The organism is Rhizobium sp. YTUHZ045 (genome assembly GCF_051124255.1).
Taxonomy (GTDB): Bacteria; Pseudomonadota; Alphaproteobacteria; order Rhizobiales; family Rhizobiaceae; genus Rhizobium.
Window position 1 is genome coordinate 1633911 of sequence record NZ_CP101432.1, and the last position, 19058, is coordinate 1652968.

Consider the following 19058-nt stretch of genomic DNA (forward strand, 5'->3'; position numbering starts at 1 on the left):
TTCGAAAATGGTCGGCATTCAGCTTTCTGTAGCAGAAAAGGCGAAAGCGACGCTCGATCGACAGGCCAAGGAGCGGGGTATCTCAACGTCCGTCTGGGCTGGTCAGATCTTCGACATGGGATTTGCGGCTGTCTGCGGGCGCGAGAAGAGCATGCCGATATCAGATCAAGATCTCAACGCCATTGTCGGCGCCGTGCTGCTGCTGCGCGCGAAAGAAAAATGGGACACCGCCACGCTCGCAAAATCTCTCGGCGTGTCCGAGCCCACGGTCGTTCGAATCCTGGATGCATGGAAGTCATACCGAGCGGGGCAGGCATGAACGAGTTCCAGGGATTCGCCGAACCAACGAAAGGCGGCAATTGGAAGGCAATGTTGCGCCTGGCCCGGGACGGCAAGGCCAAGCCGCTCCTGAACAAGAAGGGCAGACCGAAGGTTTTCGTCGACGAGTTGTCAGCCACCAAGGCCGTGCTGGAACATTTCATCGCATACTTCAACGGACATCTGGTCAGCTCCGGCGAGATTGCCGGCGGCACCATGCGTGACGCTCGGCGTGCCAGCGCTGAGCGGCTGTTTCGCAAGGGCGGCAAGGTTATAGAAGTTCAAAGGGTCAGGAGTGGTGCAGGCCGTGACTGACAATGCAGAATTCGCAGCTATCATGGAGCCGGTCGCACGCCGGATCCTCGGCGAGACGATAGGAGATCCGAATAGGCATCTCTCGACGCGTTCGGAGCTGCGTTGGGGAAAGAACGGCTCGATCTCGGTCGATCTCACCAAATGCAATTGGTATGATCACGAGGATCAGATGGGCGGCGGCGTTCTCGATCTGCTGCGCGCCTTCAAGGGACTGACCAAAGGCGAGGCGGTCGAGTGGCTCGTCGACAACGGCTATCTTGAAAGCCGGGAAAATCCTGTTGCCAAGCATCATGATCCGGTCGACGTGCCGGGCGGGTTCCCTGACTTCATGGACCCAAAGCCGATCGCATTCTACGAATATTTCGACGATGCCGGCAAACTCGCCTACCAGGTCCTCAAGTTCCCGAAGTCGGCGCCGCGCCGCTTCATGCAGCGCCGGCCGCACCCGAAAGGCGGCTGGGTGTGGGGCCTGCAGGCAGGTCGTTACGGCCGGTCCAAGGTGAAGAAGGGCGAGATCGCCAATTGGTGGAAGTCCAAGGAAGATCGGAAATACGAGGAAGAGGAGGATTTTCCGGACGCACCCCGCTTCCTCTATAATCTCGCCGAGATCCGCCGGATGAGAAAAGCCGGAGGCGGTACCGTTCTTCTGATGGAAGGAGAGAAGGACGCCGACACGGTCACCGAATGGGGATTTGTCGGCACGACGAACGTTGGCGGAGCCAAATACTGGGAGCCTGCATTCGATAACGAACTGGCCGGGCTCGACATAGTCATCTGCAACGACAACGATGATACGGGCCGGAACCGCGTCCAGGCGCGCGCCGCCGCGCTGCGCGGCATCGCCTTCAGCGTCCGTGTACTGGATATCGCCAAGCACTGGCCGGAGTGCGGTCCGAAGGAAGATATCACCGATTGGAAAGAGAAGGGCGGCGGCACGGCCGATAAGCTGATCGCGCTCATCGAGAAGGCGCCGGCCTGGTCACCTGAGCCGCCGCGTTCGCATTTCGGGGTGATGTCCTGGCGGGATCTGGACCAACCGGGCAAGGACCTCGAATATCTTGTCCATGGCATGCTGACCGTCGGCGACCGCTCGGTTGTCGCCGGTCCCTCGGGATCCGGGAAAACATTCCTCACTCTGCACCTCGCCATGTGCGTCGCCCGCGGCCAGGAGTTCTTGGGCCGCCCGGTTCAACAGGGCGGCGTCATCTATCAGGTAGGCGAGGGCGCCCGCGGCCTGAAGAAGCGGGCAAAGGCCTATCGCACGCATTTCGCGGTGCCGGACTCCGAAGAGGTTCCCTTCTATCTCATGCCGTCGCGGGTCGACCTGTTCTCAAAGGACGGCGACACACAGAAGCTCATCGATGAGATCAATGCATGGAAGCTGGTGATGATCCAGCCGCTGCGCCTTGTTGTCATCGATACCTTCTCCAAAGCCACCGCCGGCGCCGACGAAAACAGCGGCAAGGATATCTCGATCATCATGGAGAACGTCGACCGGATCGCCACCGAGACCGGCGCCCATGTCATGATCGTCCACCACCTCAATGCAGATGGCAAAAAGTTACGTGGACACACTTCGCTCTATGCCGACGTCGACCAGGTGCTCACCGTCACCAACGACGAAGCCACGAAGGTCCGCACGTTGGTGCTCTCCAAGCAGAAGGATGATGAGGACGGGGTGAAGATCGACTTCTCGCTCGCCCAGGTCATCGTTGGATACGACGAAGTGAACGAGCGCGACATCACGTCGTGCGTCGTGCTTTCGGTGAACGAGAAGGAGCGGCTGAAGAAGCTGCAGCAGGCCGAGGGCTTCTCGGTCAATCCCTCCGAACGCCGGTTCCTCATCAACTTCTTCGAGGCGATGGATAAGCACGGCAAGCTGGTCGCCGATCGGATGGACGGCCCGATCGCGGCGCTCGGCAAGACCATCGTCAGCTATTCCGATTATGCCGACCTCGTCGTTTCGAAGATGGTCGAGGAGCCGGATAAGAAGAAAGCTCGCGAGCGCGTCCGCAAGGCGGTGGCGGCCGCCCGTGACGGCCTGCAGAAGTATGGGATCATGGGGTACGATTCCCCTTATATGTGGTGGACAGGAAAGCCCATCCGTGGCTTTGCCCGGACCTTTCCGAAGAAGGTCGCAGATCCGCAGCGGCAAGCGGAAATCTTCAACGAAACCGATGATCCTGAAATTGATGCCTTCCGACGAGGGGAAGTAGAGGTGCCATTTTGAGAGTTAAGATTCGTAGCCACCACGGGGATAGGGTGAAATACGTTGCCTATGTGCTTTGGCTAATAGGCTATCCGGAGAGGACCATCGCGATCGCGCTCAGCCTGCGCACCAAGCAGGTCGCCGGTATCATAGGCCGCAGCGAATATTCCGGCCGATCTAAGATGACCGACGAGGACAGAAGGGAAAAGCTGAAGGAATTGGAAAGCATCCGGCTGGACCAGGGCGAGCCCATCGATGACGGTATGCTCGACAGAGTGCCGTTCACCATCCTGCCGCTCGGCTCGACAGGCAAACCCGGGCCGCTCCGGAGGCGCATGTGACGAAGAGTTTCAAGGAACGGTTGGAAGCGAAGCGGCTCGAAAAGGCGCAGCTGCGCAAGCGTGCCCTGCCGCTGATCGCGCACTACGGTCGAGAGCCGGATGTCGAGCAACGGCGGTCTACATTTTACGCCGTGATGGCGAAGGCGTTCGGCTGGGAAGAATGGAAGATCGGCTCGAGGCATTCCGTGTTGCCTCCGGATGCTATCGCTGGCCGGGACGGGCGCAAAGCCGAGATCGCCAGCATCGGCCGCGAGCGCGCCATGCCGGTCATCACCAACAGCGCGCCGCTGGAATATCTCTTCAGCAAGGGACTGCTGCAGGGCAAGCACGACGCCCACGGCGCGGCCTATCGCCGGCTATCGGCAGGCCAGCGTTTGCGCAGCATCTGCGAGGGCGCACAGATCTCGGGTCTGAAGGCCGCGAACCTGGAAGGTTCAAGCGGTGGTGGGATGCCCGGCCGGCTGCCGGGCGAATACAAGATGGACTGCATCCGCTGGCTCAGCGAGCTGCGCGGAGCGAACAGAACGCCTGGTCTGGAACAGTCGACGTTCTCGATGATCGAAGACGTCGTCTTTCATGACATCTGGCTTTGGGAAAAGGTCCGCGCCGATCGGCGGGACCGCGTCATTACGAAGCTGCTGAAAGCGCTCGACGATCTGTCGGTGCGCTTTCACATGATGACAATGCGAGATTTTAATGCCCGCTGGAACGCTGCGCGGCAGCGCGCAGAAGATCGAGAATCACCCTGTCCGTCTCAGGATCAGCAGCGTTCGACGCAGCCCTAGACTCCGATGCTATCCGATAAGCCTCGGAGCGGATAAGCGCCTTGATGGTCTTCACAGCCTCTTCTTGGGTGGCCACTCCGGATTGAGCAGCGAATATCTCGTCGCTCAGGATCCGGCGCAGAATTCTGACAGTCTCAATCTCGTCGGCCTTCTCTGGCGTCCATGCCGGCAGCCCAGCCGTCGCGGCGGCCATCGCAAGCCGTTCGGTATAGGTGAGTTCCCGAAGCCCACGGCTGGAATGCCCAGCGAGCGAGGGGGACATGCCAACCATTTCGCCGGCATTTGAGACCTGCTTTGCATTAAAGCCCATGGACTTCATCCACGTGCGGAAATCGTTGCTTTCTTCGTCGGCCACGGAGGCTACCTCTGTCGTCGCGATCATTCTTCGTTTCCCTGTCTATATACGATTCGGAGAGGAGCGGCGCCGAAGCGCCGCATCTCATTTCGACTTCTTCGGTTTGTATGTCGCCGTGCGGAGATATTCGGGAAGCCAACCGGTCTTCTTCGCTGCGTCGACAGCGATCGCGACCATGTCGCCCTTCTTGCCGTCCTTCAGATCCTGGCCGGTCATCTCCTTATAGGCGGCGGCGATGATCGGCTTGCGGGCCGCGGTGAAGAAGGAGTCGACATCAAAATGCGGAGTGGGGTCGACGTCGAAGGTTTCGAGAGTCGCCGTCCTCATGCTTGCGTTGGACGAAAGCCATTCCTGGCTTATGTCCACGGCCCCAGCTACCAACCGAGCAAGGGCCTTCTTCAAGTCGACGGCCTTCATTGCGGCATATTCTTCGAATGCCTCGCTGTAGGAGCGTTTCGCAGTCACACCTTGAAAGCCCCCGACGGTAACCCCAGGAGCTGCGATGCTGATGCGGCCGGGTCGATGCTGTTGCCACGGCGATGTGGGGCCCAATTCAAGTAGGGCTGCCAACAATGCCAGTGCCTTGTCGGGTTGGGCCTCGACGGCTTCGGCGAGCGCCACAGTGGCGGCCTTGCCCAGCTCGGATAACACTGGTGCCGAGATCGCCAGAGGATCCTTCTCGGCTTTGGGTGAAGAGCTGCTCGACGCTGTCGTGCCGCGCGGCAGCTTGCCGAAATCCAGGCAATAGTCGCGGTCGGTACGGATCACTACGCCAGATTGGGCACGCTGTTCGGCTGAGTGGCGACCTTTCGCCAGCTTGCTTAGCTCATCATGCTCCGCGTCGAGTTCGCGGAATCGTTCCTGCTCATCAGCAGGAAGCTCGTCGATATCGACCTCGTCGAACTCCTCAAGTTGTGCCTGCAACTCTTCCAAACGCTCCTGCTGTTCGACTGGCAGGCCCGACTCCTCAGGACGAAGCGTGTCCATGTACCAGAGATCGTTGCCAAGTTCCTCGGCGGTCTTCACCCATGCCCAGCCTGCCGCGAGCAGCTCACTCTTCATCTCCTCGATCTTTTCAACCTTCAGCTTTTCGACGATCTCGGAGCTGACCCAGAAACTGTGATCTTCAAATAGGTCGTTCGTTATCTTGCCGCCGGCCAGGATGTATCGCGTTTCGCCGATGAATTTGGCGAGGCCGCCATTCGACTTGGTGCCGGTACCTGAAATGGCTTCCTTAATGTAGACAGAGGAGGTCCTCTTCCAGTCCGGAAGATTGTTGTAGATATTCAGCTGTCGCTCCGGATCGGGCTCAAGTGTATATGCCATCGCCGTTTCGAGCCGAATCTCATCCTGATCCAGCATCTCCAGTAGGACTGGGTGCAGCCTACCGAGAGCCATACGCCCCTGCACGAACCGCACAGTCTGGCCAAAACGCAAGGCGATATCGTCCGCAGTTGCGCCCTCGTCGGCCAAGCGAGAGAAGGCCTTAAACTCATCTACCGGTCGCATTGCACGTCGTAAGATATTCTCCGCCAAGCTCATTTCGTCGGCGCCGGTATCGTCAACGTCCTTTATCAGCGCCGGCAGCTCGTAATCTGCCGGCAGCTTTCCTTCGAAGATCAGCTCTGTCACGGCCGTCAGACGGCGGCCGCCGGCGAAGACGCGATAGCGATCGCCTTCGAGATCGCGATCAGCGGCCGCGGGCGGCCGGACGGTGATCGGCTGGATGATGCCGTGGGCAAGGATTGATGCCTTGAGCGACGCCAAGGAGTCCTTGTCCCGCATCTTGCGGGCGTTGCTCGAGTCCAGGACGAGACGATCTGTGGTGAGCGACAGTTGCTCCATGTCGGTGAAACCTCTTGAGTTGGGTAGCGGGATAGCGGTGGAAGGAGGGTCGGCTTGATCGGCGCCGGCGGCGCGTATTCTCAGGCTGCATGGTCGGCGAGCTGGTTGCTGAGCGACTTGACCAGGCCGCGGATCGTCAGCCGAACGGCCGGGTTTTCGATCGCGTCGAAGTCGACGGCAACCGCCAGCGCCTCGCGGCTCATCTGCGGTAGGCCGCCTGCAGGCATGTCGAGCTCGGCCGTGGCCCCGGTGAAGAGGACATCGACCTTGACGCCGAAGACGGCGGCGATCTGGACGAGCCGGCTGGCGCTCACCCGGTTCGATCCCTTCTCATATTTCTGGACCTGCTGGAACGTGATGCTGAGGTGGCCAGCAAGTTCCTGCTGGCTCATATTCTTCCGGAGGCGGAGCTGCCGAATATTCATGCCGACCTGAACGTCGGCGGATGCGGGAGATTTGGACTTCACGACGAATTTCCTTCCTGGAAACAAAAGGGGCGCTCAAAGCGGCCCGGTGATTGACTGGATTATGCCTTCGTCGGCATCAGGACGCCTGTCCAGCCGCCGATCGAACCTGTCACGAGCGCCGGCGAGAGGCTGTCCGCCATACGGATCCGCATGTTGCGGCTGTCGGGACTTGCGGCTTCGATTGCCGAGCGCAGGTAGGCGGCATCGAATGCGATCTCGAGCTCTTCGCCACGATAGTCGCACCGCATCCCAGTCGTGCCTTGGCCTGCAGGGCCGGTCGCGCTGATGGCGAGCTGCTCTCCTCCAAACTTCAGGTGGACAGTTGCTGCCCCGGTGCAGTCGACGAGAGAGGCAACGCGGGCCGACAGTTCGCCGCCGGCGATCGTTGCAGTCTTATCCGGTTCGGCGGGAATGACGCGCTGGTAATCCGGAAACGTGCCGTCGATCACCTTTGCCGTCACGGCGACATCGCGGAAGATGAAGACGGCGACGCCCTTCGAGATTTCGACTTTCACAGGATCCGCGCCGGCGTGGCCGTCGAGCAGGTTCGCGACGAACTTCGCGGCCTCGGTCGGCAGGATGGCGCCGATTTCGTGCTTGCCCGTCTGGATATTGGTGTCCTGGATATAAAGCCGATGACCGTCGGTGCTGACGAAGCGGAGGCGGCTGTTATGGGTATGGATATAGACGCCATTCAGGTAATAGCGCGTCGGATCTGTGGAGACCGCGTCGATCGTCCCGTCGAGGGCGTTCCAAAGGATCGCGCTGCCGACTGTCAAGCGGTGCACCTTGTCTCCTTCCGCATGCCGGATCAGGTCCGGAAAATCATCGGTCGGCATGGCGTCGAGCACGAACCTGGAGCTGGCAAGCTGGATAGCGCACTTGTTGGCAACGGTTCGTTCGGCGTTGGAATCGGCTTCGTCGGCGAGCAGCTCGAGGATTGTGGTGGTGCTGGGTGTGCCCTTCTTCATCAACTTGAGCAGGGCGGCGGCCGGCAGAGCGGCCGAGAAGCGGGCATCGACGTCGGCAGCGATCGACGTTTCAGCCTGGATGTCGAGATTGGTGGCGGTCAGAGCCACTCCGCCCGGTTCCGAAGCGATGCGGATATGGCTGAGAATGGGGATGGAAGACTTGCCGCCGCACAGTTTGGCGAGCAAGGCCGTGCACTCGGTCATCTCGGCGCGATCGACGAGTGCGGAAGGGTTTTCAGTGGTGAAAAGCTGGACAACGTTATCGGATTGCATGCGGGTTTCTCCTGAGTTTGCGCATAAAAAAACCGCCTGTCGGCGGCGGGTGGATCGGTCAAAGACCGAAGTCGAAAAGTGGAAGGCCAGTCGCCGCTCGCGGCGGCGGTTCGATTAGGTCGGGTGGCGGCGGTTTGGGTTCCGGGATATCGATCAAGATTTCCTGCGGACGGCGATCGGCAGCGAGGCGCCCTGACCAGAACCCCATGATGTGTGCCGGTGTGAACCAGTCCTCGCGGAACTCCAGCCGGAGCGTATCGCCGACAATCACCTGCGCCGGGATATGCATCAGCGAAAACTGCACGTAGGCCATATGCACGGCGCGTGGATCCACGTCGACGGCGACCACATGCAGGTGCTGCTGATAGTTGATGCCGGCATCCTTCAGCGCTTCAGCAAGAGCAATGATAGTCGCTCCGGCGCCCACAGCCGGCTCGTGCGCCGTGATATACCCGCGCCGCTCGACCTCAGCTTTGGTGTGATCGCCGATTTGCATCACGGCCATCATCTTGCACAAGGCATACGGCGTGAAGAACTGGCCGCGCGCCGTGTTGTGTAGCTCGAGTTCGTGGAAAGTGGCGCCGAGAATATCCTGCGGAGCGGTTTCCAGTGCCATCGTCACTTCGCCGAGGATCTGCGGGAAGATGGCCAGCTCTTCCTTGTTGTAGCGCTTGACGATATCGAGGTAGCGCGCTTCTCGTTCTTCACGCTGCCGAATGTCGAGAGCATTGCTCATAGCGATCGCCGCGCAGGCGCACCAATCGGAGAAGATGGTGTAGAGGTCGTGCCGATATCGACACGACTCGAAGAGCTTCACGACGCTCTTAAGATGGGGGTTGCTCACGGTCAGGATCCTCCGCGATGAGCATGATGAACGGAACCTTGTCGACCTTGCGCAGATCAACCTGGTCAATGTTGTCGAGGATCCACTTCCGGAGATCGGAAGGCTTGACGTCCCAGGCGCTGCCGCCCTGCTGGGCCCGGCGCTTATCTTCACGCTTCGTCGCTGGAAGTTCACCGGCGAGGATCCGGCCCGTGATGAACTTGATATCGACGCCCAGGATGTTCCCTGCCTTGGTCGCCGATAGCTCCTCCCGCGCGGCACGGCGAGACAGGTTGAGGCGCTTGGCCCGGACCACGATTGCCGTTGGCGATCTGATGAAACCATGCTCGCGGAACATCTTCGCTGCCTTGTCCGGCATATGCAGCGGCGCGCGCTTCATCAGCTCGTCTTCGGCCGCCGTCCACGGCGGCTCCTTCTTGTGGCGCGTGGTCAGGCCCAGATGCGTAAGGCGCTTGGTCAACCACCAGCGCGGCAGGCCGAGCCGATCGGCGAGATCGTTGACGACTCCCTTTTTGCCGGCATCGAGCTTCTGCCACTCCTCCCGGATCTGCGCATCGAGTTCAGGCGAGGACCGGTGCCGCCTCCGAGCAGCGGTCATACGGTTGGATTTAATCCCAAGCTTCTTGGCTTGGTTATAGAGACCCAGCAGCGTGCGGTGCTCACCCAAACGAGCGAGGCAGGCGGCTGCGCCGCCATTCGGAAAATGCTCCCGGATGATGTCATTCTCGGCGTCCGTCCAGAAACGCTTATCATGCTTGCCAGGGATATAGGGTTTGGAGATGCGCGGTTCATGGACGACTGGGCGGCTGAAGGATACGGGCTTCAGGGTCATATGGTCATTCCTTTTCCTACGCGAACGGCGCGGCCTTCGGCCATGTCGCTGATCTCGATTGCGCCGTAGCTGTCGAGGAGAGCGAGGGCGGCCGATACGCGGCCGACGTCGATCGACAGATAGTCGGCGAGGTCCGCCACGGCGGCACCCTGGGGTGCAAGCGGCCGAAGAACTTCCCAGATCCTGCCGGCGTCTGCGAACGCAGGCTCGCGGATGAAGGCGCGGATGGAACGGTAGGCCGGCGGTATGCTGGCTTCCGATCGGATTTCCTCGCCGCCGGCGGTGGCGGCGTGGAGCTGTTCGAGGTCGAGCAGCGAAGCAGCTGCAGCCGCATCGATCTGCGTCGGTGCGACGATCTCCGGACGAGCGCCAATGTGCCGCGTTTCCACGGCGCCGATATGCAGAGTGGCCGGCGCCTGCGAGAAGGCCGGTCCGGAGGCGACGAAATCACCCGGCTGCAGCATCGGCAACCGGTCGAAACCCTTGCTGGCATCCCAGCCTATCGTCTCGGCGGCGCGGCGAATGTCGATATCGAGCGTATTCAAGCCGATCAGGAAATTCAGGATCTCCGACGAGACGGATTTTGCCAGCTTGGCTATACGCTGCGTTGCCAGCACGCCAGCCAAGCCGCGCTTGCGTCCGCGGCTCATGAGGTCGGTGATGGTCTGCGTTGCCGCCTGACGAACCGAGGTGGCGGCGAGGCCTGCGCCGCCGAACGGCGCAAACAGGTGCGCCTCGTCGATGACGATCAGGGCAGGGTGCCAGTTCTCGCGGGGCGCTGCGATCAGCGCGCCGACGAACGCCGTCACGCTCTGCATCTGCGCTTCTCGATCGAGTTGCGAGAGATCCAGGAGCACGGACAGGCGGTGCTCACGCACCCGGCCGGCTGCGACGGCGAGGGCAGCGGCGTCGAGCTTCGTTCCGTCGAGGATGGGGAAGTCGAAATGCTGGGCGAGTGAGCCGAACTCGCCCTCCGGATCGACGATGATCTGCTGCACCAGGCCGTGAGTCTGTTCGACAATGCGTCGAAGCGTCCAACTCTTGCCTGCGCCCGACGTGCCCTGGACCAGCAAGCGACCGTCGAGCAGCTTCTCGGTGTCGAGGTAGATGGCTTTCCCGAATTCCGATCGGCCGAGATCAATGCCGCCGGCGGGCGGCGTCTCGACAGGAACGGGTTTGGCCGGGATAGCTTTTCCCATCTCCGCGGCGAGCGCTCTGGCGAGTTGCTGTTCTGCCGGCGAAAGGCGCTTCACCTGCTCGGCCGTCATCGTGACCTTTCCGAAGCTCATGTCCATCCCTCTGCTGTTGCGATTGCTTTCTTCGTCCGGTCGACGGCGATCTCGACAGGCGCGATGTATTCCGGAACGCCTGAAAGGCGTCGGTTGTACAGCTCTTCCTTGAGGAGGCTGAGATTGAGGCGCAGAGTGGCGAGCAGATCCTCGAGTAGAGGCGCGAGAGGATTTGGTGGTTGCTCTTTGCTCGCCCCGCCGAGCGACCGTGAGAGGACGCCGACGGAGCCGCCTACGAAAAGCCCGATCAGGAGCTCGAGCATGTTGGTTCTCCCAATGAAAAAGCCGCCCGGAGGCGGCAGGTTAATGAATGGCAATGGGCTGTAATGGATCAGGCAGCGAGGCTGATCGCTTCGCCGAATGGTGTCTTTGCCGACAGGTCTTTAAACTGTCGGCTGTCGCCGTAGACCGCCCACATGAGCGGCGCGGCCGGTCGCTTGCCGAAGTCCGTCACATAAAGGTCTGTGAAGTAGATGATGGCGGAAGCGTCCTGTACATTCTTCTCGATCCACCTGAAGGTGTTGGAGAACGCCGTCCCACCGCCGCCTTCGATGTTGAAGACGATCTCGTCGCCTCGCTCGAATTCGTCGACGCGGGCAACTGCGGTATCGGCATAGATCACGGTGACCTTGTCGATCGAGCCGTCACCAAATGCACCGCTTATCTCGGAGGCGAAGCGCTGCAGGATCTCAGGGTCGAACGTCGATCCAGAGGAGTCGACGCCAACGACTAGGTGGTTCAAGCCGTCGGTCATCAGCCCGGGAAGGATGAAGCCGGAACCGATATGCCGGCGGTTGGGCTTCATCCATGTATAGTCTCGGGTCTGGCTGTCATCGATGAAGCGCCGCAGCACGGCGCGCCAGTCGACCACGGGGGCGAGCAGCTTCTCGATGAGCCGCTGCATCGAGCCGGGCAAGTTGCCGATCCCGCCGGCGGCCTTGGCTGCGATCGCTGCCGCTTGCCGGACCTTGACCTTCATGTCGGCCGAGGCCTTCGCGAGCTTCTCGGCTTCGTGTGCCGCCGCTGCCGGCAGGACCGCACCGCAGCCGCCTGGATCATCCTTCCCGCCGGCACCGCCGCCTTTCGGCTCGTCGGGAAGAAGCGAATAGATCTCCTCGGCACCGCGGCCGGTATATTGCGCATCGATCAGGCCGCACTTCGGCATCTTCAAACCGCAAGTCGAAAGCTCGCCATTGATCGCGTAATCGCAAGCCTTGTTCCATTTCTCGTGCTCGCGGCGACCCTTACGGACGTGGTGATCGAGTGCATTATGCATCACCTCGTGGGCGAGAACGAACACCAACTCCGGCTTCTTCAGCCCGTCGACGAACTTGCGATTCCAGAAGAGGTGCGTTCCGTCAGTCGCCATGGTCGGATAGCTGTTCTCCTCGACCAGCACGAGCTGCACGGCGAGCGAGCCGAAGAACGGATGGTCCCACATCAGCGAGGTGCGGGCGGCAAGGATCTTCTGTTCGGCAGTCAGTGCCATAATGGTCTCCTAAAACGGCAGGCCGTCATCGAGGATGGCGGTGCGGATGCAAGCAGCGATGTCAGCGGGAGATAGTCGTGATTTTAGCAGATCGAGGAGACGAGGATCGTCGACGTCGTATCTCCTCCATGCGTCCCCACGAGTTCCCCGCTTCAGGACGAATTCTCGTTTCCAGGTGTTGAACTCAAGGATGTAAGGCGGCATCCGCCGACGTTTGATTTTGGGATTGAACCGCCAGGAAAGATTGTAAACGTCCTTCTCCGGCGGGTGATACAGCGTGTCGAGAACATGAGCGGTGATCTTCATCGATGCGCCCCGATCGACAGCCGCGTCACCAATGCTATGTCTTCGTCTTTGAGCAGCTTTTTCAGCAGATCTCGCAGTAGTCCAGACATCGGTTCCGGCACGCTGCCACCGAGGAACATGCCGCCGTTCTGGTTGGTCAGATCCTCATCGCCCTTAATGTATGACGAGATCTGCCGAAGCTTCGCAGATCGTGATCGCGTTCGGCCGTCCTTCGTCGTGTAGCTGTGGGCACTTGAGACATAGAAGCGGCCATTGCTGTTTGATGACGTGTAAAAGGTTCGCTTCTGGATATTGAAATGCAGCTGCATCCACTGGACGCTATGGTCCTCACGAACGGTGATGAAACCCCAGGAGAGGATACCGTCTTCGGGAAGGTGCGGCGTTTCCGTGAATGGACCGAGGATCAGACGCGGCGGATTGCTCTTGCTCATTTGCGTTTCCCGATTTCGATAGATGTGGCGAGAGCCTCGGCGATCTGCTCGGCCGACAGATAGCCTCGGAGGAGCGTGGTGATGTTGCGCGGCTTCTTGGCCGGCACCTCCTGCCAGTTGATGGGAAACAAGTCGCCCATGTGGGCAAAATACTTCTCTTCCTGCTCGTTCATGTGGGCAGCGACGGCCTGAAACCGGCGCTGCACCACCTGATAGGTCAGAAACCATTTCCGGCTACTGCCGTCCGCCATGAAGCCGTAGAACGTCCACTCTATAGTCGGCCAGTTCTTCGCCAACCGCTTAACTTTTGCCTCTGGCCCCTTCACTCTGGTCAGCTGCGAAATGTCTGTTTTCCTCGCAACCTTGCCATCCTTGTCGAGCCAGGTGCGCTGTTTCATCCGATCATGACTTCCTGATTGCGGGTCGAGAAATCGACGAAGGTCTGCGTATGAGACAGGCCAGTGTCACGTTTGACGGCATCGATGCCGAAGAGGATCTCGAACTCGCTCGGCAGCCGGCGGATATAGTTCATGCCGGCTTCGAACGTTTTGGCCGTAACCTTGTGTGCGAGGGCGACGGCGATCGCGAAGCGCGCAGACGGATCGGCCGGCACCTTCGCGCCGTTCGGATTGGAAAGCACCAGATCGAGCGACGGCAGGTTGCGATAGGTGCGGACGAAGCCGATGAACTCGGCCGCTGCACCTTCGCCGACCAGGCCTGTCACCATCTGGAGAAAAAGCGGGTCGTCCTCGTCATCGATGATGCGCGACGTGCGCTCCCAAGAGCGCGGCGTCGGGAAGGCGCGCAGATCCTGCCCGGCCATGTCGTGCAGCATCGCAGGGCGCCACCGCAGGAAGGCGATCAGCATCGGGTTGATCTGGTTGTCATAGGCCCAGTCGCAAAAGATATCGACATCGGCCTCGACATCGATGTGAGCGAGGCGGTTCGCGAGTGCCGTCGGCATGCGCTGCGCAGCGGCCTTGTCGGACTGCCGATTGCCGGCGGCGATGATGTAGACGCCCTTCTTCAGCCGGTGCTCGCCGACACGGCGTTCGTTCACCAGCTGCATCGCCACCACCTGCATGGCGGGCGACGCGGTGTTGATCTCGTCGAGGAACACGATGGAGTCGTCGGGAAAATCGGAGCCCTCGAAGGGCAGGTCGCTCGGCCGCAGCCAGCGGGCGACGTTGTTCTCGAGATCGGCGACCGGCAGACCGCGGGCGTCGACCGGATCGCGTAGGTTGGTGCGCCAGTCGATGACCTGCCGGCCTGTCTGCTGGCCGAGTTGGTAGCAGAAATCCGTCTTGCCGATCCCGGGCGCACCCCACATCATCACAGGGATATCGGCTTTCATATAGCGGGTGATGGCGCGCGCGGCGTCCTTCAGATGCATGGTTTTCTCCTGCGATTGAACGTCAGAACCAGACGTTGCGGTCGAATAAGACCGCCGGTCCGCAGATCGGCGGCAGTTCTTCGGGGTCAGTTTCGGGATGCTGGGACAGCCAGTTGTTGCGATAGATCGCAGTGGCTTCGACGTTGCGGATCCGTCCATCGATCGTGCTCGTCTCGCCAACGAACATGCTACAGCGCCGTCCGTGCCAGAGGACGGCGACATGCTCGAGCTTCTGCCCGTCGAGGTGAGGCTCGATAGCCTTTCGCAGGCCGTCAAGATTTGGCGTCTTACCGGGGAAGGTGACCGGCATCTCGATACGCTCGCCAACCAGCTCGGGCAGCACGGTCATATTGGCGGAGAAGGTCGCGGGCATCAGAGGTAATCGCTCACTGTGGTGAGGATCTCGCGCGCTTTATCCGCGACGTCCTGCCGTGCCGTCGGGCTCACCCGCAGCGTGTCAGCCGGGAACTTGATAAGCGCCCGCATCTCCTCGGCGATCGCCGTCAGCGACGGGTCGCCCACGATGTTGAGCGCCGGCATGATGTCGACGAGATCCTTCACGTTCTCGACCAGGCTATCCTTGAAGGTGCCCTCGGAGCGCTCGCCCTTCTTTTGAGCCGGCTTGTAGGCAGTCAGCCGTTCGACCATCCGGCCGGTGACATCGGCGATGCGCCGGTAGACGTCGCGCATGGCGTTCGCCGTCGCCTGCCTGACATTCTCCTCGATGTCGGCGCGGATCCGGTCGGCCTGTGCCTGGGACATGTTCACCCGGAAGTCGTCCGCAGTCGGTACCGGCATGACAGTGACGGCCATGGCGAACTTGGTGCGCAGCTCTTCCGGAGACGGATAATCTTCCGCCTTGAACATAGTGTTCAGGCGCTTGCTGGCAGCGGTCAGCAGCGAGGGATATTCAGTCACGAAGGCGTCGACAGCCGCGTCGAATTTGATGCGCTGCCCGTCAATCCATCGGGAATGCGCCAGGTAGGCGTCGGCCGCCATGATCCGGCCGCCGTCGTCGATCCACGGCAGGGTGCGCTTGCGGAAGTCGGTACGGGTGGCATTGACGATCTTCTCGATCGGCGCCAGCGCATCCTTGGGGATGAGCAGCTTGTTATAGCGGCCGGCGTCGTCAGATGCGCCATGGGACGAGTTGACCTCGTCCGTCACCTGTCGATCGAGGCGACGGCCTGACCATTGCGATATCGTCAAGTTGACGATCATGGCGCGCGTTTCCAGCGCCGCCGGTTGAATACCGGTGGTCATCATGTTCATCTCATTTCTCCGATTGGGTTGCGCCGTCTTGACACCTCCGGCGACGGTGGCCACCTTGGGCCTACCGGAACTGGGGGCATCGATGCGAACGGCAATAGTTGGAATATGTCTTGCGCTGGTCGCCTTCCCCGCATCGGCGAAACAGGAGTCGCTGTGGATCGAGAAGGTTGCTGTCTTGGCGGTTGGCCAAGGCATCTGCGGGGTGCCGATGAATAATGACGCAATGCAGATCTCGATCGGCTCGGCGATGATCGAGCTTGCGATAAGCAAGGACGCGGTTATTGCGCGGGGGCGCAAGCGTGCCCACTACATCGCAGCCGATCTACAAAAGCAGAAGACACAGGGCACGTTCTGCCAAGCGTTCAAATATTACTTGGACAAGGGGTATCCGCGGTAGGCGGCTTACCTTGGCCCTTCAGCCAAAGCAGGTAGCAGCCGCGACTTTCGGCCTTGGGGCATCCGTCCCACCAGTGCCAGCAGGTGCCGGGCCCGGCTTCAGGGTCGCGCTTGCAGGTATGATTGCCCTTGGGTGTTTTCCATGTCGTCGAGGAGGGGAGCGGCAGTTCCTGCTGTTCGGCCATCACTTCCCTCGCTGGACCAGTTCCTCATAGCCGGTTTCAGACACCCACAGACCTTCTTCGGTGCGCACCGTGATCAGCGTGTAGCACTCGGGCGGCTTGGGGTTGCCCTCGATGCGGTGCAGGTCGCTGATGAACGACGATAGGCCGACGCGGGCGACGCCAAGGGCGGGCTTGCGGCCGTCCTCGCCAGCCATCTCCGCATTGCGCATCACCCAATGCAGGATGCCGCCGATCATGTCGGCGGCGATCTTCTCCACGCCGTCCGTCATCCGCTCAGCGGCGAACTGGCGCACGAAGTTGTCCACGCTGGCGGCGCGTTCTCTGGTGATCATACTCGATTGTCCTCGTTAGTTGATAAGGGCGGCGATAACGGCGCCCCAGATGGAAAAGGAAGTGACGAAAACGCAGATAGCCAAGAAGGCGAGCGAATCCTTGAAACTCAACACGGTGAGGATCCTTTCAGGGGAGAGGTGAAGAGCGCCGACCGACCCAGAGATTGAACCTCGCGGAGCGGAGGGCGGACTGCCTGAGAAGCACGCACATTGCGGGGCTAATGTTGCCGCGCATGATGTAGGCGCGGAGTGTCGCCAGCTCGGCGATGGAGCGGAACGCTGCCGTTATGTGCAGCGCTGGCGACGTCATTTCGCCGGTGAGGTACCAGGAGGGAAAGCGCCGCTCGATGGCGTCTTTGCGCCGCTGGGCGGGTGAAAGCTTGGATTTCATCGGATGCCTCATTGCATGTCGCTGGAAGGCCGCACGCCTGGGGGACAGAAGCGTGCGGCCGCGCAAGCGACATGAGGGGGAGAGTGCTTGCGCTCACCGGCCGGGGGCAGGGGTGACCGGCTCGGAGATTAGAATTCTTGCGGTGGCGATGCGGGCGCGCATCGTGGCCGCCCTGGCGAGATATGCCGCCAATTCATCGGCGGCCTGGCGCTGCTGGCGCTGGCGGGCGGTTTCCCAATCGGCGGGCATGCGCATGCGTGTCGAGTGCTGGCTCGGCATGGGTTTACCTCAAGCTGGAAACGCAAAAGCCCGGCGCGATGGCCGGGCTTGCATGGTGGGGATGGATTGAGAGGCTAGGTCAGCTTGATGATGAGGGCGAGCGCACCAACGCCCGCCACCATGATGCCGCCCAGCCGGGTTGTCAGCCGCAGCGTCAGCGTGTCGATCGCTGCGGCAAGATCTGTTTTCGTGACCAGCTCGGCCATGATGAAATCCCTTGCGGCTTCCGCGTGTGCTTCTGCCGTCTCCGGTTTCACGCCTGCATCACGCAGGCGCTTCGCATAACCGAGTGTATCAAAGGCGATTGCCATTCAAAATACCCTTGTTTCCGGATGGTGACTTAGGCAGCGACGGCGTTGGCGGCGGGTGCCTGCATGGGGTCGGCCTTCTTGGCGGCGCGCTTCGGCGCGGCTGCCTTTTCGGCTGCAGTCGGCAGGGGCTTCTGGTTGCGGACGACAACGACCGGACCGGCGGCGACCTTCTGCGCACCTTCGACGGCGCGGATAACCCGCACGTCGGCGCCTTCCTTCGTCAGCTTCTCGACGACCTTGGCGAGGTACTCAGCGGCGTTGAAAGCCTTGGCTTCCGTGGTCGACTCCTTGCCCTCCTTCTCGAAATTCGCCGGGGCGACCTTCATTGCGCCCTCGATGTCGCTGGCCTTGGACTTGGCATAGACGAACGCGCCGCCCTTGCCGGACTCGTTGGCCTTGAACGTGCACTTGCCGAACTCGAGGAACCACAGGCGCAGGCCGCGCTGGTAGTTGGCCGGGCTCATGTCGTAGAGCGCCTGTACATAGATGACGTCGTTGTGTTCACCGAGGTGGGCGAGCGCCGAAACGGCGAGCTGGTGCTCGCGCTGGGTGAACGTGGCGATCTGCTGGCCGCGGCCGGCGATTGCGTTCTTGAGTGCCTTACCGGTGATGATCTGAAACTGTGCCATTGTCGTATTCTCCTGATTGAATGCCCCTCGCGCAGGGGCGGGTTGACGGCCAAATGCCGGGAAAGCGCCTGCCTCGCGGCGGCGCTTTCCTTGCACGTGGTATGAGGGGCAAGTGATTGCTTGCCCTTCAGATTTTCCGTTGTGATCTTGTGCTAGGGGAACCCATGCCTGTTGTCGGTTGTGGGGTGCAGCTCTTGCCCAGTCTGCGGACGCGGTTATCTGGGTTGCCGGCTATGTTCCCGCGCCATGTCGCCATGGCCTAGACCTTCACCGAGGCAAGTCATTTCAGTCCGCATAAGGGGCTTTCACCCTTCCGCTTGCCGCGCGTCCTTCCCCAAACCCGGCTTTGTCATGCCGGTAATGCCTTAGCATTGGGTCGCCCTCTTCCGCTGATCCGCGAGACCCTACCGTCCGCCTTACAATCGAGGCTTTGCCCGCTTTCGCGAGTTTGTCGCCTAAACCTTGGGGCCGATGATCGGACCTTCGCCAGCTTTTCAAAGAACATTGCGTGGCGGAAGTCCGTCTCGCAATCCCGAAGTGATTTCGTTTTCGCTTCGGTGATTGAGAGAATATCGATTTGATTTCGTTTTACAACGCGGTTCTGGCCGATATCGATCGCGAAATCGCTAAGGCTTTGATTTGAAACCGCATTAATTTTCGATTTGACGGTTTCGACGGGTGGAAACCGCGTTTATTTACGGTTTCACGGGAGCGCTACAGCGTTCAAACTGATTCGGTTTTTCGTCGCCCTGGCGTCAATTCCCACTGTCGCCGCGCCGGTTTTCCTGCCCAAAATCGCG

26 protein-coding genes are annotated in these 19058 nt (G+C 60.9%); 6 read left to right on the forward strand and 20 right to left on the reverse strand.

Translation table 11 applies throughout. The features are described 5' to 3' along the window. Positions 1-7: 7 nt before the first annotated feature. From NMA58_RS08235 to NMA58_RS08255, 5 genes are read left to right on the forward strand one after another with little or no spacing between them, the layout of a single operon-like run. Positions 8-319, forward strand: a complete 312-nt coding sequence (locus NMA58_RS08235) for a helix-turn-helix domain-containing protein (protein ID WP_434712952.1) — start codon at positions 8-10, stop codon at positions 317-319. Next, positions 316-633 (forward strand): hypothetical protein, encoded by a 318-nt coding sequence (locus NMA58_RS08240; protein WP_434712954.1) that lies wholly within the window; start codon positions 316-318, stop codon positions 631-633. The genes NMA58_RS08235 and NMA58_RS08240 overlap by 4 nt, the downstream gene beginning before the upstream one ends. Beyond that, on the forward strand, positions 626-2863 hold the full coding sequence (locus tag NMA58_RS08245) for an AAA family ATPase (protein ID WP_434712955.1): 2238 nt from the start codon (positions 626-628) through the stop codon (positions 2861-2863). Before NMA58_RS08240 ends, NMA58_RS08245 begins: the two co-directional genes overlap by 8 nt. Before the next feature lie 32 nt (positions 2864-2895). After that, complete coding sequence (locus tag NMA58_RS08250; protein WP_221094217.1) at positions 2896-3183, forward strand: hypothetical protein; 288 nt, start codon at positions 2896-2898, stop codon at positions 3181-3183. Continuing rightward, a complete protein-coding gene (locus tag NMA58_RS08255; RefSeq protein ID WP_434712956.1) occupies positions 3180-3968 on the forward strand; it encodes a hypothetical protein in 789 nt (262 codons plus the stop codon). The genes NMA58_RS08250 and NMA58_RS08255 overlap by 4 nt, the downstream gene beginning before the upstream one ends. Here the strand turns inward: NMA58_RS08255 and NMA58_RS08260 are convergent. The 15 genes from NMA58_RS08260 to NMA58_RS08330 all read right to left on the reverse strand — a co-directional run bounded on the left by NMA58_RS08260 (position 3877) and on the right by NMA58_RS08330 (position 15735). Beyond that, the gene (locus tag NMA58_RS08260; RefSeq protein WP_434712958.1) at positions 3877-4350 is read right to left on the reverse strand and encodes a hypothetical protein; all 474 of its coding nucleotides are present in this window, start codon (positions 4348-4350) and stop codon (positions 3877-3879) included. The two genes, NMA58_RS08255 and NMA58_RS08260, sit on opposite strands and share 92 nt — an antisense overlap. A gap of 57 nt (positions 4351-4407) precedes the next feature. After that, positions 4408-6168 carry a ParB/RepB/Spo0J family partition protein gene (locus NMA58_RS08265; protein WP_434712960.1) on the reverse strand — a complete coding sequence of 587 codons (1761 nt, stop codon included), beginning with the start codon at positions 6166-6168 and terminating at the stop codon, positions 4408-4410. Between the two features lie 80 nt (positions 6169-6248). Beyond that, positions 6249-6635: a helix-turn-helix domain-containing protein gene (locus tag NMA58_RS08270; RefSeq protein ID WP_434712961.1), complete on the reverse strand. Its 387-nt coding sequence runs from the start codon at positions 6633-6635 to the stop codon at positions 6249-6251. Positions 6636-6694: 59 nt separating this feature from the next. Further along, a complete protein-coding gene (dnaN, locus tag NMA58_RS08275) occupies positions 6695-7879 on the reverse strand; it encodes a DNA polymerase III subunit beta (protein ID WP_434712963.1) in 1185 nt (394 codons plus the stop codon). A 58-nt stretch (positions 7880-7937) separates the two neighbouring features. Continuing rightward, a complete protein-coding gene (locus NMA58_RS08280; RefSeq protein WP_434712964.1) occupies positions 7938-8696 on the reverse strand; it encodes an N-6 DNA methylase in 759 nt (252 codons plus the stop codon). A gap of 7 nt (positions 8697-8703) precedes the next feature. After that, entirely contained in the window at positions 8704-9555 is an 852-nt protein-coding gene (locus NMA58_RS08285; protein WP_434712965.1) for a hypothetical protein, read from the reverse strand. Further along, positions 9552-10844 carry an ATP-binding protein gene (locus NMA58_RS08290; protein WP_434712967.1) on the reverse strand — a complete coding sequence of 431 codons (1293 nt, stop codon included), beginning with the start codon at positions 10842-10844 and terminating at the stop codon, positions 9552-9554. The genes NMA58_RS08285 and NMA58_RS08290 overlap by 4 nt, the downstream gene beginning before the upstream one ends. Next, positions 10841-11107, reverse strand: coding sequence for a hypothetical protein (locus NMA58_RS08295; RefSeq protein ID WP_434712968.1), 267 nt, complete (start codon positions 11105-11107; stop codon positions 10841-10843). Before NMA58_RS08295 ends, NMA58_RS08290 begins: the two co-directional genes overlap by 4 nt. A 68-nt stretch (positions 11108-11175) precedes the next feature. Next, positions 11176-12333 (reverse strand): vWA domain-containing protein, encoded by a 1158-nt coding sequence (locus tag NMA58_RS08300; RefSeq protein WP_434712969.1) that lies wholly within the window; start codon positions 12331-12333, stop codon positions 11176-11178. Between the two features lie 9 nt (positions 12334-12342). After that, positions 12343-12639 (reverse strand): hypothetical protein, encoded by a 297-nt coding sequence (locus NMA58_RS08305; RefSeq protein ID WP_434712970.1) that lies wholly within the window; start codon positions 12637-12639, stop codon positions 12343-12345. Continuing rightward, positions 12636-13070: a hypothetical protein gene (locus NMA58_RS08310; protein WP_434712971.1), complete on the reverse strand. Its 435-nt coding sequence runs from the start codon at positions 13068-13070 to the stop codon at positions 12636-12638. The genes NMA58_RS08305 and NMA58_RS08310 overlap by 4 nt, the downstream gene beginning before the upstream one ends. Next, positions 13067-13468, reverse strand: coding sequence for a hypothetical protein (locus NMA58_RS08315; RefSeq protein ID WP_434712972.1), 402 nt, complete (start codon positions 13466-13468; stop codon positions 13067-13069). Before NMA58_RS08315 ends, NMA58_RS08310 begins: the two co-directional genes overlap by 4 nt. Further along, entirely contained in the window at positions 13465-14463 is a 999-nt protein-coding gene (locus NMA58_RS08320; protein ID WP_434712974.1) for an AAA family ATPase, read from the reverse strand. The genes NMA58_RS08315 and NMA58_RS08320 overlap by 4 nt, the downstream gene beginning before the upstream one ends. 22 nt (positions 14464-14485) lie before the next feature. After that, entirely contained in the window at positions 14486-14836 is a 351-nt protein-coding gene (locus tag NMA58_RS08325) for a hypothetical protein (protein ID WP_434712975.1), read from the reverse strand. Further along, entirely contained in the window at positions 14836-15735 is a 900-nt protein-coding gene (locus NMA58_RS08330) for a hypothetical protein (protein WP_434712976.1), read from the reverse strand. Before NMA58_RS08330 ends, NMA58_RS08325 begins: the two co-directional genes overlap by 1 nt. Between NMA58_RS08330 and NMA58_RS08335 the strand changes: the two genes are divergently transcribed. After that, positions 15728-16132: a hypothetical protein gene (locus NMA58_RS08335; RefSeq protein ID WP_434712977.1), complete on the forward strand. Its 405-nt coding sequence runs from the start codon at positions 15728-15730 to the stop codon at positions 16130-16132. The genes NMA58_RS08330 and NMA58_RS08335 overlap by 8 nt on opposite strands. Positions 16133-16315: 183 nt before the next feature. Here the strand turns inward: NMA58_RS08335 and NMA58_RS08340 are convergent, their stop codons facing one another. The 5 genes from NMA58_RS08340 to NMA58_RS08360 form a co-directional block, all read right to left on the reverse strand. Next, entirely contained in the window at positions 16316-16648 is a 333-nt protein-coding gene (locus NMA58_RS08340) for a hypothetical protein (protein ID WP_434712979.1), read from the reverse strand. Between the two features lie 127 nt (positions 16649-16775). Next, positions 16776-17039 (reverse strand): hypothetical protein, encoded by a 264-nt coding sequence (locus NMA58_RS08345; RefSeq protein ID WP_434712981.1) that lies wholly within the window; start codon positions 17037-17039, stop codon positions 16776-16778. Positions 17040-17132: 93 nt separating this feature from the next. Beyond that, positions 17133-17318, reverse strand: a complete 186-nt coding sequence (locus NMA58_RS08350; RefSeq protein ID WP_221094234.1) for a hypothetical protein — start codon at positions 17316-17318, stop codon at positions 17133-17135. A gap of 74 nt (positions 17319-17392) precedes the next feature. After that, a complete protein-coding gene (locus tag NMA58_RS08355) occupies positions 17393-17629 on the reverse strand; it encodes a hypothetical protein (RefSeq protein ID WP_221094235.1) in 237 nt (78 codons plus the stop codon). A gap of 29 nt (positions 17630-17658) precedes the next feature. Beyond that, positions 17659-18258, reverse strand: a complete 600-nt coding sequence (locus NMA58_RS08360) for a hypothetical protein (RefSeq protein WP_434712982.1) — start codon at positions 18256-18258, stop codon at positions 17659-17661. Positions 18259-19058: the final 800 nt, after the last annotated feature.